Below are 17,469 nucleotides of genomic sequence, written 5' to 3' on the forward strand. Positions count from 1 at the left end.
CGTCTTTACAAGTAGATATAATTAAAAGGAGTTACAGTCATGAAAAAAATATATGCTTCTCTTTCCATTTGCTCTGTACTTACTTGCCTATCAGGGTGTGCCTATGCGCCTCATAATAGTCTCTCTGCTGAAAAAGTCTCTGCTTCTTCTATTCATTATACTTCTTCTTTAGAACGGGGGACTTCAATAGAGAAAATTACAAATAAACTTCCAGGACACGTTTATTTGAAAGGTATAACCTTTCAAAATGCGCAAAAACCTTACTACTTAGCAATTAATTACGCTGCAATAGATAATCAACATACGTTTGAAAAAAGCTGGACATCTGCTAAAACTAAACGCACACTTTTACATAACGCAACCGTCTTACTTTCTGTCGCACAAAATGTTGACAGCGTTCATTTTACTATTAACACAATCGTTCCTCAGACAATTACAATTACTCGAAAAGAGCTAACCGACTTCTACGGAATAGATCTGCGAAATTATAATGATGTGAATCAAATATGGAAAGCAAAATACGAAGATCAACAAGAAAAAATTGATGAATTCTATGATGCACATCCTATTACAGAAATGCAATAAAAGCGGCCTTATGGCCGCTTTTTAAAGTTGTTTTTTCATAAAAACCTGCTCAAGTTTGATGCCTTCACCTGTATATAAATCTTGAAAGCCAAATGATTTTAACATTTTCACAAATAAGCTATTCCTTTTTGCAGGTACATTATATGTATTGTAAGCAATTGGTCCATACATATTAAAAATAGATATCAATAAAAAGTTCAGAACTTCCTCTCGATTTGGGATATTTTCCTTAACTCTCCCTTGATAAAAAGTAACGGAATTCACGATGCCTATGGAAGAAAAATTCTTTTGAAATAATAGATAGCCAATTTCTTCGTTTCTTTCATTCAACGCAATAAACGATTCTCCGTCTTGGATACAGTCAAATTGATTTTTCCACGGAACATCGTATGTATAAAAAGATAGGTTCTGAATATCTTTTGCAAGCCTTCGCTTTAGCGAATACGTAAACTGATTCTTCTTCTTAAGTAAAGGAGCGCGAAAACTACCTCTATGCTTTAGAAATAAAAGCGTATCTACAATCTCATATCCGTATTTCTGATAAAGGTGAATGGCTTTTTCATTCACCTTAAATGCTTCCAGACTGGCTTCCACTACTCCTTGCTGTTGATATCTCTCAAGTGTGGCTTTTAGTAAGGCTTCACCAATCCCCAGTTTCCGGTAAGGGAATGCTACGCTTGCACCTCCATTCCAAGCATGTTTTTTTCCTTTAACCTTTTTTATTCCATTTAACATAATTCCAGCTGGTGTTTCATTATAAAAAGCCACAAAAGAATGATCCACAGATAGCTGATCCAAACTAAATCTATAAATGAATTGATCTAGGGACAGCTCAATGGGAATATAATAATCTTCAAAACCCTTATTAAATGCTTGTAGCGCATCAGAAAAAGAACATTGACTTAGAGGCTTAATTATAATCACAGGACATTCATTCCTTTTTTTAAAAATAATAAGCGAAAACATAATCAATAATATTCTAGATTTTTAGCTTTTCTAAAAAAGAAAGAGACATGCCGTTTAAATACCCTGTCTCTTTCTTTTCTTTTAACACCCTATTCTATTGTTTTTTAATTTCTACATCCGACGCTTTCACAAACGCATAGCGGTGATTAAAATAAATTTGATAATATTCGTCTTTTCCAACAATCATTTTATGATCGTTTGGATTTGTTGTAAAAGTTGGGGCATAGTAATAGTCACTCGTTACTTTTTCTACCCCCGCGTACACCTGCTCTGGAGAAATTGTATACTGAAGTGGCACCATAGCTTTAACCGGTATATTAGAAGGATAGGCTGAAGCTTCGGGGAAAGCTCCTCCGTACACTTGAATGCTTTCTTTTCCTGCTTTTGGCATTAATAATATGCCTGTACCTTTACTCGTATTTTTATTATGTGGATTATAAAACCACGCTTTTTGCCCTCCGTACCAAATCGCTGTCCATTCTCCTTTTGTCTCAGCCACTGCATACGTTTGTCCAGTTACTGCTTTGCTTCCCCAGTCTAACGTTTGTTTCGTTCCTGGCCCTGAAGCTGCAGGCTCATTCAGTAGCGGTGAATCATTGCTAGGAGCTTGATGTAAATACACAAAGTTAGCCGGCTGCTTTGGTGCATCCGATACCTCTGGCTGATTATTTTTAAAGACTGGATTAATCGTAACGGCTAGTTTGTTTGTATGCTGGCGCTCGACTGGACTTCCTACTAAATCCATATAGTGCGCCCACTCCCAAAACGGACCAGGATCTGAATGCATACCTGATTGAGCCTTAGGAGACAACCCCGGTACCTCGTCATGACCAATAATGTGAGCTCGGTCTAATGGAATATTATATTCTTTGGCAAGGTGGCGTACGAGTCTTGCTGAAGAACGGTACATTTCTTCTGTAAACCACGTGGATCCTTCAAGCGCAAACCCTTCATGTTCGATTCCAATACTGTGCGTATTAAAATACCAGTTTCCTGCATGCCATGCTACATCTCTGTTATCAATCATCTGTGCGATATGGCCATCACTTGAACGGATTACATAGTTTGCAGCTGCTCTATTAGGGTTAGCAAACAAATCAATCGTTCCGTCATAACTTACTTCCGTATCATGAATAACAATATAACGCACATCTGATTTTTGACGATTTGCAATATCATAGTTTCCGTAATCTGAAGGACTTTCACTAAATTTCCCGTAAAAAGCAGGGATGTATTCACATTTTAAAGACGCCGGACAATCGGCTTTATTTGTATTCGAATCTTCAGCGCGAGGGATCGGTGTATCTATATTTTGAGGAGAAATTTTAAGATGCTGTCCGTCTGATGTTGTACGCTCTGCTCCTTTTTCCAACGTTTCATATACGTCATCGGCAAATACTTGAGCGTTTTCTTTATTCTGAGAAGAACTGTAAGCGGCGACTGCGTCGTACCATTTCTGATCAGTAGACGGCAGGTTTCCATTTTTGTCTTTTGCAATAAAAGCTAGCACAGCAGCGCCACCGCGAATATTTTGCACAGGATCTTTTTTTAATATTTCTTTATTTGACTTAAGCAGCTTAGCAGCTAAGGAGAGCGTTTGCTGTTTATCATATGCTGGTTGTGAAGGCGCAGCTCCGTTTCCTTTTCCATCTTCTACAAACGAGATGTCTGTTAAATGCATAAGTCCGTATCCCCCGGCTGCACTAGGTTCTCCATTATGACTTTCCCAGCGTGACTTGTTATAGGAAATTGCTTTTAAAAGCGAAGTTGGCACACCAAATTCTTGAGATGCTTGTACAAATGCTCGCTCTAAAGAATCCGGTTCATTCTCTGCAGCCTGAGCGACTAAAGGCTCGTGTAGCGTATGAATAGGCGTATAAGCTGTACACATAACACCAGCTGCAAGCATGGCTACCCCTATCTTGTTTAATTTTAATTGTTTTTTTAGTTTCAAACGTATTCCTCCCCCTTAGCATATGTAAATGAGATAAATAAAGACATAATATGACTTTACCTCGTTCTCAACCATTTCGTCTTCTTTCTTTCTATTCCCTTGAGACAATAGTCTAGAAGATTCGACAGAGTTACTAGGAGGAAAGATGTGGTATAACGAAAAATCAATAAAAATCATCCATCTTCTTTAAAGCTACACTATCAAAAATGGTTGAGTGCGACAGCGGCATATTCACCTATTTTTATGCCTTTTTGATAAAGCAGCAATATTGTAGATAATGACATTCTTTCTATAATTCAACTATTACTAAACCAAATTTCTTAATTCACCAGTTTTTAACAGACTGTACGTTCGACATTTTAGTAACTTTTCACCATAGTTAACCATGGAAAAGGTTGCTATTATTAAAGACAAGAGAATGTTTACGTATGATTGTACGCAGTAAGAACTGCTCTTGAAAGGAGATACCTTATGAGAGGACACAGCATTCCAGCAATTAAGTTGAATGAAGAAGAAAAAGAAAAATTAGAGGAACTTATTGAACATTATAATTTAAAACGAACGTCTCTCATTCGAAAATTTATTATGGATGGAAGAGTTAAGCCGCCTTTAATCGGCAAAGAAGCGGGTGTGGAACTATTGGTTAACCTGCGAAAAATTGAATCTGAACTAAGCCGGCTAAGCAATAATATGCATCAAATCGCAAAGTACCTACATAAACCAAAAGATAAGCAAAATCATTCACAGAACCTTGAAGAAATCCTATTGGAAATGATGAAAAAACAAAAACATGTACAAAAAGATGTAGAGACTATTTCAGAGCAGCTTAGCGATCATTTATACGTCAAATAGAGAAAAAAGAGATTGAGACATAACGAAATCAATCCAACATAAAGACGAACAAATTGGACAAATGATCGAGTATGGATGACTTGTTACACCGCTGTTGATTTCCCTGCAAGACTTTGCTTTCCGCAGAAGTCTTCGCCTTGCCCTCCAATCCACAGCTAGCAGTAACTGCATACATGAAACCTACGTTCACCATCACCATGAAAAAATCCGAACGAGTTGAATTCTCCATCAAAAATCTCGATTCATCGTTCGGATCTTTCTTCAATTAAAATACTTTTGTCCCAGCCTCATTTTTTATAAAGAAATAGGAATTTAAATACTTTTTTTCATACCGCACTTTGCGCATGTACGAATAAAAATAAAGTCTTTTACTAGGCTTTTAAATTTTACATGTCCACAGTTATCGCATCTGCCTGCAACTTTATCCGGAAACTCCTCATATTTATATACTTTTGTTAAATCAATCGACTCTTGCTGTTCTTCCATTTCCATCACACCTTTATGCATCTTTCTCTTTATATTCTATCAAAAATAAGTGGAATTACTAGGGTGAAAGCTTCAAAAAACGTGCAGGGTTTTTCACTATTTTTTTACTCGTTCAGCTTTGTACCACCATTTTTCTCTATCTAAAAATGCTTTTACATTCAGTATTTTTTTATCATGAAGTGTAAAGATGGCTATCTGATCTCCTTCTTTAGAAAAGGTTACGGCTGTTTCCAATTTTTCTTCCGCTACAAATGCCTTTAATGTTTCCACATTTTCTTTTGTTAATTCCGCAGTTGTGATGCTTTCTCCTTTAATAATCGTATCTTTTTTTCAATAAAATGTCCTCCATCAATCATCCAGGCTGCACGTGTTTCACCATAAACTTGAAAGATTGAATTCTTTTTTAAATGTCCTGTTCTCTCTGACATATTTACATCCTTATACGTATCAGTATCCTCGATTGTTTTTATCCATAAAGGTTTATATAAAGAACTAGGTTTTGGCAAACCTTCCATGTCAGAAGCTTCTACAGGTTTTGTGGACTTAGGTTCCAAGTTTAAAAACTGCGCGATGCCTTTTGCATATGCCACGGCCATGTCTTTGAGAAATTGATGGTTCTTTAAGAGTTTTGCATCGTGTTCTGTGTCAATAAACCCAATTTTAGTTAATACAGACGGCATATATGAACGCCTTAATACAGCATAATTAGCCGATTTTCTGCCGCGGTTAGAATGATTGTATTTAGCGAGAACGAATTTGACATGATCGTGAATATCATTTCGGAAAACAATGGTTTGGTTATTTATATTTTGACTATAAATGAAATCTTCATATCCCGTTTCGCCACCTGAATTTATATGGATAGATAAGTATACATCAGCACCCCATGCATTGGCTCTGTTGGCCCGTTCATTTAATGACAGAAACACATCGGTTGTACGAGTTGCACAAAGAGAAAACCCTTGATAGTGAGCAGAAAGAAAAGAGATTATGTGCTGTTGAACAGCTAACACTAAGTCTTTTTCATGTAGCCCGTTGGCTACAGCCCCTAAATCTTTTCCTCCGTGGCCTGCATCTAAATAAATTTTTTTCATATAACCTGTCTCCTCCTTATTCGTAGCATATGCACAAATAAGCTAAGACGTTTGTTATACCAAACTACTTTTATGTATAAAGCTTTTTGCTATGGCTCATTTAGGGAGTCTTTACAACTGATTTACCATAGCTGGTGACATTGAAATATGTATTTGAACCATCGTCTTCATTGATAACAACGTCTAAATCATGAAAATAGCGGTGAAGTTCCTTTAATAGCGCTTGATCTTTCGTCTGCTCTAGCTGTTTAGCCAGCTTCTCCATATGCTGAAAGTCTTTCTTTAAAACAGAATCTTTTACTGCAATTGTACTAATCGTATTTTTAATAGCTGTTGCTTCTTCTTGTACGGCAGGCCAATCTGGATGTTCAATGGCACTCCATCCTGTTAAATCATTTAGTACGTCATGATGTTCAGCTATAAAATCTTTTGCCTGCTGATCGCTGCTTTCCAACTTATTAATTTTCTGCTGATCCACTTTAATAGCACTTGCCTTTATATTTTCCTGTGATAAAAAAGGAATTTTTTCGTTTTGATACAATATCCATCCTGTTGCTCCTCCTCCAATTAGCAAAATGGATAAAAATATCGAAATGATAATACGTTTCTTCTTACTTTTATGTCTTCTTTCCATTTGACTCCTTTCCGGGTATTCAACATCCTTTAGGCCTTATGAACTAAAACGAATAACCTACAAAGAGAATTTTACCATATTTTTAATATTAAAAAAGAGACTCCTTCGAGTCTCTTTGAATCTACTTCAGTTAACTTTCACCTGTGTGTAGCGATTTTTAGGAACATTCAACTGCAAGTGACTTCTTAATGTACTCCCTTCGTATTCTGTACGATACAAGCCTCTTTCTTGCAAAATCGGTACAACATGTTCAACAAAGTCATCTAAGCCATGCGGAACGCTTGAATGAATAATAAAGCCGTCAGCTCCCTTTTCTTCAAACCACTGTTCCATTAAATTGGCAATATGCTCCGGCGTTCCAATAAATTCCGTTTTAGGTGTAGCAATTCGCAGTGCTGCTTCTCGCAGTGTCCACTTATATTTTTTAGCGTTTTCTTTAATTTTGTCAGTTGTACTGCGAAAACTATTACTTCCTATATTTCCTAAGTCAGGGAACGCCGCATCTAATGGAAACTGTGAAAAATCAAAATGATCGAAAAAGCGTCCTAAGTAGTTTAGCGCATGTTCAATTGTAACCAATTGAGAAAGTTCTTTATATTTTCTTTCGGCTTCTTCGGTTGTGCTACCAATGATAGGACCAATTCCGGGGAAAATTAAAAGCTCGTTTTCCTTGCGTCCTTGTGCTAGGGCCCTTGACTTTACATCTTGGTAAAAAGCTTTCGCTTCTTCTAAATTGTCTTGTCCTGTAAACACTGCATCGGCCGTTTTCGCTGCTAAATCTTTGCCGCTTTCAGAAGAGCCTGCTTGAAACACTACAGGCTGCCCCTGAACTGAGCGCCCAATGTTTAACGGTCCTTCTACAGAGAAAAATTCCCCTTTATGATGCAAGCGGTGCAGCTTTTTCTCCTCAAAAAATTGTCCCGTTTCTTTATTTCGAATAAATGCATCATCTTCCCAAGAATCCCACAATCCCTTTGTTACTTCTAGAAACTCTTCAGCTATTCTATAGCGTTTACTATGAGTAGGATGTTCTTTTCCATAGTTAAGGGCAGATCCTTCTAATGGAGATGTTACAACATTCCATCCTGCTCGGCCGCTGCTAATATGATCAAGCGAAGCGAATTGTCTAGCCACTGTAAACGGCTCGCTGTAGGAGGTCGATAGAGTGCCAACTAAACCAATATGAGAGGTCACAGAAGCAAGTGCTGATAGAATAGTAAGAGGTTCAAAACGATTCAAAAAATGCGGAAGCGATTTTTCATTAATATATAACCCATCGGCAATGAATACTAAATCAAATTTTCCTTCTTCCGCTTTTTGAGCCTGCTGCTTGTAAAAATTGAAATTAACGCTTGCATCTGACAAAATTTCAGGGTGCCTCCATGCCCCCATATTTCCTCCAACTCCATGAATAATAGCCCCTAGTTTTAATTGTCTTTGACGTGTCATATTACCACTCTCCTTTTTCATACCCATTCATAAATTCTCGTAATTGATTGGTTAAACCACCTGCTCCAAAGCGAAGGACCTCTTCTCTTTCTGCCTTTCTTTTATTCCCTTCCTGTGCAAATTGCAAAAAGGCGATAACGTGAACTCTTCTAGGGTGAATATTTACAATTCCTTCGTCATAAAACCATTGATCAATTGTATTGTAAATGCCTTTATTTACTTGGAATTGACTGTGGCACCAATTAAAAAACTGTAGATCAGGTAAATTTAAATACCGCGCTTGCCCTAGCTTGGATTTTGTATATTCACTCGATACATAGCCCATATGTTGAAACCTTTGCTTAACTTGTAGCGTATCAGCTTTAATTTGATGCTTTAAAAACTCAATAGAAGAGAACTTTTTCTCCCCTCGCACTCGAAAAATCACGTTACATTGGACTGTCTCTCCATAAATAACTTCGTTAAAATCCAAAATATGAACCTCAAATGTTTTAGATAGTTCCGATCCAAATGTAGGCTTAACACCTACATTCATAACCCCTATATACTCAAGTCCCCGGAGGTGAACGAGAACACCATACACTCCATTCTTTACTTCCTCTTGCTGAGTATCTATATTAGCTGTTGGAAATCCCAAATGTCTTCCTTGCTGTCTTCCAGTTACAACCTGACCTTTTATCAAAAGTTTTTTGCTTGTTTTAGCTTTTAATGCCGCTTTATTCACTACCCTCATCCTTCTTCCCTTAAGTCTAGTAAAAAATAAAAGGTTCTTCACACAATGTCACGCATCGTGTAAAGAACCTCTAGTGATCTAGTCGGTTTGTTTAATTTGATAATTTCATCATATACTTATTATTCCTATGAGTCAAGTTGGTTTTTAATTGAAGTATTAGATTGTTTTTTCATAAATATAAGAGTAAGGGGAATGCGTTGGGTTGATACGCTTGAGAAATTTCTTTGTTCGCTCTTCTTTTGGATTTAAAAATATATCTTCAGGATGGCCTTGTTCGACAATCTTTCCTCCATCCATAAACACAACGTGATTAGAGACTTCACGGGCAAAACTCATTTCGTGCGTAACAATAATCATTGTAATTCCTTCTTCAGCAATTTTACGAATAACAGACAGTACTTCACCCACTAGTTCGGGATCTAAAGCAGACGTCGGCTCATCAAATAAAATGACTTCAGGGTTTAAAGCAAGCGCTCTAGCAATGCCCACTCGCTGTTGTTGACCTCCTGATAACTGACTTGGATAAGCATTTGCTTTTTCAGCAAGCCCAACTTTTTCAAGAACGTCTAAACTGCGTTGTTTTGCCTCCTCCTTTGGCAACTTTTGAACAATAACTAGCCCTTCCATAATATTTTCAATAACGGTTTTGTGTTTGAACAAATTATATTGCTGAAAAACCATCGTTGTTTTTTGTCGCAGAGTTAAAATGTCTTTGCGGTTTGGCTTTTGGCACTGAACCGTAAATTGATCAATAGAAACTTCTCCTTCATCTGCCCTTTCTAAGAAATTAATGCACCGTAAAAGCGTAGTCTTTCCGGAACCACTGGGCCCTAAAATGGTCACAACGTCGCCTTTTTTAACGATTAAATCAATACCGTTCAATACTGTATGGCGACCAAATGTTTTTTTAATATTAGTTAATGTAATCATACAACTCCTCCTCGATTATAAACAGTTAATTTCCGTTCAAGCAGTGCTGTTATTCCTTCTATTAACATTGTCAACATCCAATAAATAAGAGCAGCAGCAATATAAGCTTCTAGAAACTTGAGATTATTCGAAGCTACGATATTAGCAGCACCGTTTAATTCTTTTTGCGATACAATGAATGCGATGGAAGACGTATGCAAAAAGCCAATAAAAATATTACATAAATTCGGTAAAGACAAAGCAAACGCCTGTGGAAAAACAATTCGTTTCATCGATTGGAAACGATTCATTCCAATGGAATATGCAGCCTCAATTTGTCCTTTTTCTACAGCTAACAAACCAGAGCGAATAATCTCTGACATATAAGCTCCCGCTGTAAAAGACAAAGCGATTAATACAAATACGACAATAGGAATGCTGTTTGCATTAAAGCCCCATTCATAGTAGGCTGATAGTTTATTAATAAATAACGGTAACCCTAGGTAAATAACCATAATATGAAGGATAGCAGGCGTTCCTCGAAAAAATGAGACGTATAGGTTGGCAATAGGCGTTATTATTTTCACAGAATTAATTCTCACAGCAGCAACAGCAATACCAATAAGCAATCCTCCTAGTAACGGACCAATGGTAATAAGGAACGTTAAAGGTAATGCTTTTAAGATTTCTACAAATGCTGTCCATATAAACGGTACATCAATAATCATGTTTACACCTCTTTTGGTAAGCTCGTTTTATGCATGAACAGGCTGATCGTGTTTTTGCAGCTTCTGTTCTGATTTCACAAAAAATCTCTCTAATATAATCGCCACAAAATAATAAATAATCGCAAGTGCAATGTATACCTCCACTGCATGAGCCGTTGCTGCGATAATGGTATCTCCTCTTCCCATCATATCCATTACACCAATCGTAAAGGCTAAAGACGTATCTTTCAAAGAACCAATCACAAGATTTCCAAAGTTAGGAAAGGCTACAACGAGAGCTTGCGGCAGCACAATTCGAGTGAACGTTTGTTTTCCCGTCATTCCTATACTATACGCTGCTTCGGTTTGCCCTTTATCTATACTATTAATAGCACCGCGCATCATTTCAGAAAAAGACGCCGCCGTGCTCAATGAATACGTGATAATAACAAATACGAGCGGAGCCATTCTAGAAACGTCAATATGAATCAATTGTAAAAGGGCAGGTATCCCATAAAAAACTAAAAATAATTGAATTAAAATAGGTGTCCCTCTCATAAAAGAAATATAAACTGTTGCTATTTGACTTAACACGGGCGCTTTATAAATGCGGGGCAGCGCAATTAGTAATCCTAAGGTACTGCCAATGACAAGTGAAGCAACCAAAATCCAAATTGTAATATGCAAATAAGATAATAATTGAGGAATAGAGGTGAAAATCAGCTCTATATCAAATGCTTTTCCCATCTTTTTCTCTCCTTTGTTTCCCTCTACAGGTAGCGAAAGGACCCAAGTTTAAGGGCTTGGGTCACAGTAAGTGCTTTAGTTATTTCCAGCTGCTCTTGTATAGTCTTCTCCTAGCCATTTTTTACTTAATTTTGTCAATGTTCCGTCTTCTTTTATTTCTTTTAAGGCTTTATCAACATCTTTTTGTAAACCTGTTTCATTTTTGCGAAGCATAAAATATACTTTTGAATTTGAGATAGCAGGACCTACAACTTTTTGCTCTGCATCCGCTTGCTTATTGACAAAGTCAACTGCAAACGGCGTACTAATTGTGGCGTCCGCGCGTCCTGTTTTCAGCTGCGTTTTTGTATCATCAGATCCTTGACCTGAATAGACGATATCAATCTTATTTCCATGTTCTTTGTTATATTTATCGATTAAGTTAGCAGAGTTACTCGTTGCTCCTACAATTACCTTTTTACCACTCAAATCTTTAATTGATTTAATTGACGTATTTTTTTCATTTACAACTACATGTAGCGGAAAGATATTATAAGGTTCTTTATTAAATAGGAACTTTTGTTTTCTCTCTTCATTCACTTCCATCTGATGAGCTACTAAATCAATTTTGTTCGATTCCAAGCTCAAAAGTAAATTAGAAAAATCCATCGTTTTAAATTCAAACTTATAGTTTGGAAGACGTTTGTCTATTTCTTTAACAAGCTCTACGTCATACCCTGTTAAATTACCTTTATCATCAAGAAAGCAAATGTTCGGAAATTGAGTACCGGTTCCTACAATAATTTTTTGCACTTTGTCTTTGCTTGCGTTACCCGCTGTTTCTTTATTGGATGTTCCGCAAGCTGCTAACACTAAAAGAAGTAATAAAAAGATAGCTGTCAGCTGTAGCTTTTTCATATATTTTGTCCCTCACTATGTCTCAAAATAGTTTATTATTTTAACAGATGAATAAAATGGATGTTCCAGCTATTTAACGATTGGTGAATAGTCTTCAATCAACTTTTCTATTTGTTCATAATCTTTTTCAGTAACTCCTTTAAACTGCCCCTTATCTCCAATTTCAACGACCGGTACGTGACGAATACCGTATTTAATTTCAAGTATATCTCGCAAATAATCTTTTCCTTCTACATCTATACTTTCATATTGATATCCTTTTTCTTGAAAATACGCTTTTAATTCTTCGCAATGATGACAACCTTTTCGATTCCATAATAAAATCTTTACTGACATGTTTTCTCCTCTTTTCTTCTTATTTTATTAATTAGCTTTTTGTAGCTCTTTGTGTTTTTTTAACTCGTATCTTTCAGGGTGTAAGATTTTCCTTAAAAATACGCCTTTTCCTTCTTCTCCTTGATCGACTTCAAAAAAGCGTTCATATCCTTTCCTTTCATACATCGGAATTAACCACGGATGCCGATCAGAAGTAGCTAATGTAACTGCAGGAGCCCCCAATTCATCCCGAATAATCGTTTCTTCAACCCATGTTAAGAGTTTAGAACCTACTCCTTTCTTCTTAACCAAAGGATCTACGGCAAACCACCATAAGAAAGGCCAGTTTGTTATTTCTTTATACGTTCTTGCTGTAATCGTAGCTACGATTTTCCCATCACTTTCCAGCACATAGCAGCGGCTGTTTTGGATGTTTTCTTTTACAAGTTCAATCGTTGCCGTCGCGGCGGGAAACTTAATTCCTAACTTTCGAATCGGCTCGTATGCTCGAAGCGTTAAATCCAACAGTTCTTCAGCATCTTCTACGATTGCTAATCGATATAATTCACTCATTTTCTCCACCTCATTTTATAAATGTTTGAAGGGATAGACCGGCTTTATAAATCAGCTCATCCACAGCTTCCTTTAAACGACTTTTGGCATTCACATTGTTGATGCCTGTAAAAGACACGTATTCATGCAGTAGAAAAAGACTGCTGAGCCAATAAGGTCTACCTAAAAAAGACGCTAAAAGTTTGAAGTCATATTTAGCTTTCAGTAAATAATTCACATTTTCACCAATAAGAATTGGCAGAAATATTTTTTTATGAAATAAATCTTCTGGCAATATTTTTGTTAACTGTTCAAAAGAATGTACGTATATTTCATTCACTTCAGATAACAAAACGACAATACTTTTAGCTTGGTTCACTTTTGAAATAAATGCCTTTATTTCTTTTTGATTTTCCTCTGTTAAAGCGTGCACATCGTGATACAAAATAGCTTCTGCTCGCACTCCTTTGGAGGTTAAGCAAGCTTCTAGCTCATCTTTTACTGATGCTATTTGTTGATAATTATGAGAGCTTCCGTTATATAGAATACATATATCGCTCACTTTCTTCCCCTCCTTTTTACAGCAAAAAGGCTCCTGGAATTTATTCAGGAGCCTTTGGTAGACCAATCAGCTTTAACTGTTTGTTTGATAAAACCGGAGAACGAAGTGAAGTGTCTTTGAAACATACTCACTTAATTCTTATTTATCCAAGTTGTTTTATCGGCTTTTTCATTTAATGATTCAACTATATAGCCTCAAAATAGCAAAGTCAACTTATTTTTCAAAAAAAATTTTTCTTTAAAAAACTCTTTTCATCTGGAAAATCCTTTGCTAAAATTAATCCCAATTATTCTTACCTTTTTTATCAACTTTAAGGAGTGTTTTTAGTGAAATTAAGTATTTTAGATCAAAGCCCACGTTATGAAGGTGAGCGTGCTGAAGATGCATTTCAGCATACCATTCAATTAGCTCAGCTAGCAGAAGAACTTGGTTACCATCGCTTTTGGGTAGCGGAGCATCATGACTCTGAACATATTGTAGGATCATCACCTGAAGTGTTAATTTCTCATCTGCTTGCTAAAACGCATCATATTCGTATTGGTTCAGGGGGCGTTATGCTTCAGCACTACAGCCCTTATAAAGTAGCAGAAAATTTTAATGTTTTAGCCTCATTATCTCCAAATCGCATCGATCTTGGAATCGGTAGAGCACCAGGAGGACTACCTCATTCTACTCAAGCCTTGCAACAAAACTCTCAGCCCACTAAGTCCTTAACAGACAAACTGATAGAACTTAAACAATATCTAAACGATACGCTGCCAGAAGATCACCCGCTTTATGGTTTAAAAGCCTATCCAAGGCCGGAAAAATCAGCAGATATGTTTTTACTGGGAGCAAGTACTTCAAGCGCAGAGCTTGCGGCTTCATTAAACCTTCCCTATGTATTTGCTCAATTCATTAATGGCGAGCAAAAAGTGCTAGAAGAAGCGGTTTCTGTCTATAATCAGCACGTTTCATCTCATGCACGCTCGCTTGTCGTTGCGCTTTCCGTCATCGTAGCAGATACTGTAGAAGAAGCAAAAGCATTAGCATCCAGCACAAAAATATTTAAAGTATACTTAAAAAATGGGAAGTCCATTACATTAGGCTCCAAAGAAAAAGCTGAAGAATTTGGTCAGCAGTCTAAAGAAAGCTATCGAATTGAAGAAAAAGAAGCAAACGTTCTATACGGTACAAAAGAAAGCGTTCGCCAAAAGCTTCAAGCTTTGAAACAGGCGTTTTCTGTTGATGAATTTATTATTCTTACTGCCATTCAAAATTTCGAACAAAAAAAGCGATCTTATACGCTTTTAAAAGAAGCATTCAATGAAGGAGATGCGCGGAAAAACAATCAAACTCTAGCTGCTTACTAATCAAGAAGCTAGGACAAAAGTGTTTTAGTAGAGGTAAATACGAACTAATGATCAAAATTATCGATTAATAGTTCGTATTTTTGGGTTATCATGGTGAACGTAGCTTTCATGTGTTTAATTGCCTGTAGCTGTTGATCGGAGGGCAAGGCGAAGACTCCTGCGGGAAAAGCGGAACAGATGAGACTCCGCAGGAGCGCAAGCAACGAGGAGGCTCATCAGCCGCCCGCGGAAAGCGAAGCCTTGCACGGAAATCAACAGCGGTCTAATAAGTGATCCATACTAGGAGTTTAAACAAAGTATACACATGCCTCCTTCTTTTCGAAAAATGATTAAATTGAATGAAACGTTTTTTTATAGTACCATATGAAGATATGAGTCTAGTAGAAGAAGGGAATTTACAAATATGCCTTACAAAATGATTGTTTTAGATTTAGATGATACACTACTATGCGATGACCACACTATTTCTCCGCGCACGAAAGAAGCATTAATGAATGCGCAAGAATCAGGAGTAAAAGTTGTACTTGCTTCTGGACGACCAACTTACGGAATGGTTCACATCGCAAAAGAATTAGAGTTAGAAAAGTACGGAAGCTTTATTTTATCGTTTAATGGGGCAAAAATCATTAATTGTCTAACAAATGAAGAGCTATTTAGCAGTACATTATCTCCACGTACTGTTGCACGTCTGGACGGTATTAGCCGCGAAGAAGGCGTCTTAATTCATACGTACGTGGGAAATGAAATTATAACCGAAGTAGAAAATAAATTTACAGATATTGAAAGTGATATTACAGGTCTGCCGATCCGTGTTGTTTCATCTTTTGCTGATGCCGTTACGGAACCTGTTGTAAAAGTACTAATGCTTGCAGAACCGGAAAAGCTAGTTCATGTTGAAAAGAAACTTCAACAGCAGCTTCAAGGAGAGCTAAGCGTAATGCGCTCTAAACCATACTTCCTTGAATTTACAGAAGAAGGCGTCACAAAAGGGACAAGTCTACATTTATTAATTCAACAGCTTGGCATTACACGCGATGAAGTGATTGCCATTGGCGACAGCTATAATGACCTTGCCATGATTGAATTTGCTGGACTTGGCGTGGCAATGGGAAATGCCCCTGCCGATATCAAAGAAAAAGCCAACCACGTAACAGATACAAACATGAATGACGGCGTGGCAAAAGTTGTGGAAGAATTTATCTTAAAACCTGTTAGCGTTTCGTAAGACAAAAAATGCAGCTCGTATGAACCGAGCTGCTTTTTTATTATTGGTTTTATACTCCTAAAAGCTTCATAAGAAGTGTAGCTAAAATGACGGTAGAAGCGCCTCCAAGTCTTGTTGCTACCTGAGCAAATGGCATAAGTGACATACGGTTGGAAGCCGATAAAATAGCTACGTCTCCCGTACCTCCTAGACCGCTGTGACAGCCGGTTACAATGGCAGCATCCACTGGATGCATTTTCATCATTTTACCTACAAAATAGCCCGCTGCTACCATAGCAATAACAACTGCTGCACATACAACTACATAACCTGGTGTAACAATTTTTACTACATCTTCAAGAGGAATATACAAAATTCCTAGCCCTACCATTAACGGCCATGTTAAGCTCGTAGAAATAAATTTGTACATATGATAAGCACCTTGCTCCATCTTAGCAGGCATTACTTGTAAACATTTGACTAACGTTGCCGCTACGATCATTAAAACTGGACCTGGAATTCCTAAAAACTTATGTGCTAAGCCTCCGAAAATAAAGAAACTACATGCAATTAAAAGGCCTGCGCCCATTAACGAGAAATCTACTGGTTTCTTGATATTTGTTTCTTCTGAGATTCCATCTCCACCCTTTGTTTTCACAAGAACTCCATTACCTGTTAATTCTGGTTTTTTCTCTCCTAGACGTTTCATTAAGCCAGCACATACAATAGCAACGATGTTTCCAATAACAGCAGCTGGAATCATTTGCGACACAAAAGATTCTGCTGAGCTACCTAAAATTTGAGAATAAGCAAGTGAAAGCGGTAAGATACCTTCACCAATCCCTCCTCCAATGATTGGTACAACAATGTAGAAAAATGTATGTTTTGCACCGTAGCCAAATAACGTCCCAACAGCTACGCCTGCAGTTACAGCCGCCAGCGTACCTAACACAAGCGGTACAAACATACGTGTAAAGCCTTGAATTAAAACTTTACGGTTCATACCAAGAATACTTCCGGCTACTAAACAAGAAATATAAAGGTATAAAAAGTTTGATGTTTTCATCAAAGTTGTTACCGCTTCCATAGATACAGGATTTAAAACATTATAAAAAACTAATACGGAAGGTACAAGCAGTGATAAAATAGCTGGTCCGCCAATATCTTTTAAAATCGGAATTTTCAATCCTAAGTCACCAAGCAGCATTCCCATTACCATAATAAGTGCAAATCCACCAATCATATCTGGAGGAAGCTCGTTGTAAACGGCAGCACCATATACAATTAACGCAAGTAAAACATATAGCGGCAGAGGAATAACTCCTATTTTAATATTGTTGATTCGGTTCCAAAACCCCTTATTTTTAGGCTGTGAATCTTGAGTAAACGTTTCCAATTTACGTGCTGTATTCATCTCATAACCCCCTGTGGTTCTAATATAAAGAATCATACACAAGTTTAAAAAAACTAT

At 37.1% G+C, this 17,469-nt stretch carries 21 protein-coding genes; 5 read left to right on the plus strand and 16 right to left on the minus strand.

Features of this window, described 5'->3' with window-relative positions; translation table 11 throughout:
* Nucleotides 1–39 precede the first annotated feature (39 nt).
* Nucleotides 40–585: a DUF4825 domain-containing protein gene (locus tag ACLHDF_RS16820; RefSeq protein WP_413919857.1), complete on the plus strand. Its 546-nt coding sequence runs from the start codon at nt 40–42 to the stop codon at nt 583–585.
* A gap of 21 nt (nt 586–606) precedes the next feature.
* On the opposite strand, the gene ACLHDF_RS16825 is transcribed toward ACLHDF_RS16820, so the two are convergent.
* Both ACLHDF_RS16825 and ACLHDF_RS16830 read right to left on the minus strand, forming a co-directional pair.
* Nucleotides 607–1,509: a GNAT family N-acetyltransferase gene (locus tag ACLHDF_RS16825; RefSeq protein WP_413919858.1), complete on the minus strand. Its 903-nt coding sequence runs from the start codon at nt 1,507–1,509 to the stop codon at nt 607–609.
* 136 nt (nt 1,510–1,645) lie between these two features.
* Nucleotides 1,646–3,505 carry an N-acetylmuramoyl-L-alanine amidase gene (locus ACLHDF_RS16830; RefSeq protein WP_413919859.1) on the minus strand — a complete coding sequence of 620 codons (1,860 nt, stop codon included), beginning with the start codon at nt 3,503–3,505 and terminating at the stop codon, nt 1,646–1,648.
* 471 nt (nt 3,506–3,976) lie between these two features.
* Here ACLHDF_RS16830 and ACLHDF_RS16835 point away from each other — a divergent pair, with 471 nt between their 5' ends.
* On the plus strand, nt 3,977–4,357 hold the full coding sequence (locus ACLHDF_RS16835) for a plasmid mobilization protein (RefSeq protein ID WP_413919860.1): 381 nt from the start codon (nt 3,977–3,979) through the stop codon (nt 4,355–4,357).
* Nucleotides 4,358–4,669: 312 nt separating this feature from the next.
* Here ACLHDF_RS16835 and ACLHDF_RS16840 read toward each other — a convergent pair whose 3' ends face one another.
* The 13 genes from ACLHDF_RS16840 to ACLHDF_RS16900 all read right to left on the minus strand — a co-directional run bounded on the left by ACLHDF_RS16840 (nt 4,670) and on the right by ACLHDF_RS16900 (nt 13,442).
* Entirely contained in the window at nt 4,670–4,849 is a 180-nt protein-coding gene (locus ACLHDF_RS16840) for a hypothetical protein (RefSeq protein WP_413920040.1), read from the minus strand.
* 90 nt (nt 4,850–4,939) lie between these two features.
* Nucleotides 4,940–5,113, minus strand: coding sequence for a hypothetical protein (locus tag ACLHDF_RS16845; RefSeq protein ID WP_413919861.1), 174 nt, complete (start codon nt 5,111–5,113; stop codon nt 4,940–4,942).
* 11 nt (nt 5,114–5,124) lie between these two features.
* Nucleotides 5,125–5,937 carry an N-acetylmuramoyl-L-alanine amidase family protein gene (locus tag ACLHDF_RS16850; RefSeq protein WP_413919862.1) on the minus strand — a complete coding sequence of 271 codons (813 nt, stop codon included), beginning with the start codon at nt 5,935–5,937 and terminating at the stop codon, nt 5,125–5,127.
* Nucleotides 5,938–6,037: 100 nt separating this feature from the next.
* Nucleotides 6,038–6,571: a hypothetical protein gene (locus tag ACLHDF_RS16855; protein WP_413919863.1), complete on the minus strand. Its 534-nt coding sequence runs from the start codon at nt 6,569–6,571 to the stop codon at nt 6,038–6,040.
* Nucleotides 6,572–6,697: 126 nt separating this feature from the next.
* Nucleotides 6,698–8,020, minus strand: a complete 1,323-nt coding sequence (locus ACLHDF_RS16860; RefSeq protein WP_413919864.1) for an LLM class flavin-dependent oxidoreductase — start codon at nt 8,018–8,020, stop codon at nt 6,698–6,700.
* Between the two features lies 1 nt (nt 8,021).
* Nucleotides 8,022–8,753, minus strand: coding sequence for a riboflavin kinase (locus ACLHDF_RS16865; protein WP_413919865.1), 732 nt, complete (start codon nt 8,751–8,753; stop codon nt 8,022–8,024).
* A gap of 156 nt (nt 8,754–8,909) precedes the next feature.
* Complete coding sequence (locus ACLHDF_RS16870; RefSeq protein ID WP_413919866.1) at nt 8,910–9,683, minus strand: amino acid ABC transporter ATP-binding protein; 774 nt, start codon at nt 9,681–9,683, stop codon at nt 8,910–8,912.
* Nucleotides 9,680–10,390: an amino acid ABC transporter permease gene (locus tag ACLHDF_RS16875; protein WP_413919867.1), complete on the minus strand. Its 711-nt coding sequence runs from the start codon at nt 10,388–10,390 to the stop codon at nt 9,680–9,682. Before ACLHDF_RS16875 ends, ACLHDF_RS16870 begins: the two co-directional genes overlap by 4 nt.
* Before the next feature lie 27 nt (nt 10,391–10,417).
* Entirely contained in the window at nt 10,418–11,116 is a 699-nt protein-coding gene (locus tag ACLHDF_RS16880; RefSeq protein ID WP_413919868.1) for an amino acid ABC transporter permease, read from the minus strand.
* 75 nt (nt 11,117–11,191) lie between these two features.
* On the minus strand, nt 11,192–12,013 hold the full coding sequence (locus ACLHDF_RS16885) for an amino acid ABC transporter substrate-binding protein (protein WP_413919869.1): 822 nt from the start codon (nt 12,011–12,013) through the stop codon (nt 11,192–11,194).
* A gap of 69 nt (nt 12,014–12,082) precedes the next feature.
* Nucleotides 12,083–12,349, minus strand: a complete 267-nt coding sequence (locus ACLHDF_RS16890; RefSeq protein WP_413919870.1) for a glutaredoxin family protein — start codon at nt 12,347–12,349, stop codon at nt 12,083–12,085.
* A 27-nt stretch (nt 12,350–12,376) separates the two neighbouring features.
* Entirely contained in the window at nt 12,377–12,901 is a 525-nt protein-coding gene (locus ACLHDF_RS16895; RefSeq protein ID WP_413919871.1) for a GNAT family N-acetyltransferase, read from the minus strand.
* 10 nt (nt 12,902–12,911) lie between these two features.
* Nucleotides 12,912–13,442 (minus strand): hypothetical protein, encoded by a 531-nt coding sequence (locus ACLHDF_RS16900; protein ID WP_413919872.1) that lies wholly within the window; start codon nt 13,440–13,442, stop codon nt 12,912–12,914.
* Between the two features lie 326 nt (nt 13,443–13,768).
* Here ACLHDF_RS16900 and ACLHDF_RS16905 point away from each other — a divergent pair, with 326 nt between their 5' ends.
* The 3 genes from ACLHDF_RS16905 to ACLHDF_RS16915 all read left to right on the plus strand — a co-directional run bounded on the left by ACLHDF_RS16905 (nt 13,769) and on the right by ACLHDF_RS16915 (nt 16,019).
* Nucleotides 13,769–14,794 carry an LLM class flavin-dependent oxidoreductase gene (locus tag ACLHDF_RS16905; RefSeq protein WP_413919873.1) on the plus strand — a complete coding sequence of 342 codons (1,026 nt, stop codon included), beginning with the start codon at nt 13,769–13,771 and terminating at the stop codon, nt 14,792–14,794.
* Between the two features lie 131 nt (nt 14,795–14,925).
* Nucleotides 14,926–15,060, plus strand: a complete 135-nt coding sequence (locus ACLHDF_RS16910; protein WP_413919874.1) for a hypothetical protein — start codon at nt 14,926–14,928, stop codon at nt 15,058–15,060.
* 137 nt (nt 15,061–15,197) lie between these two features.
* On the plus strand, nt 15,198–16,019 hold the full coding sequence (locus tag ACLHDF_RS16915; RefSeq protein WP_413919875.1) for a Cof-type HAD-IIB family hydrolase: 822 nt from the start codon (nt 15,198–15,200) through the stop codon (nt 16,017–16,019).
* A 49-nt stretch (nt 16,020–16,068) separates the two neighbouring features.
* Here ACLHDF_RS16915 and ACLHDF_RS16920 read toward each other — a convergent pair whose 3' ends face one another.
* Nucleotides 16,069–17,412: a 2-hydroxycarboxylate transporter family protein gene (locus ACLHDF_RS16920; protein WP_413919876.1), complete on the minus strand. Its 1,344-nt coding sequence runs from the start codon at nt 17,410–17,412 to the stop codon at nt 16,069–16,071.
* Nucleotides 17,413–17,469: the final 57 nt, after the last annotated feature.

The sequence above is a fragment of the Priestia megaterium genome (assembly GCF_046599315.1).
GTDB lineage: Bacteria > Bacillota > Bacilli > Bacillales > Bacillaceae_H > Priestia > Priestia megaterium_F.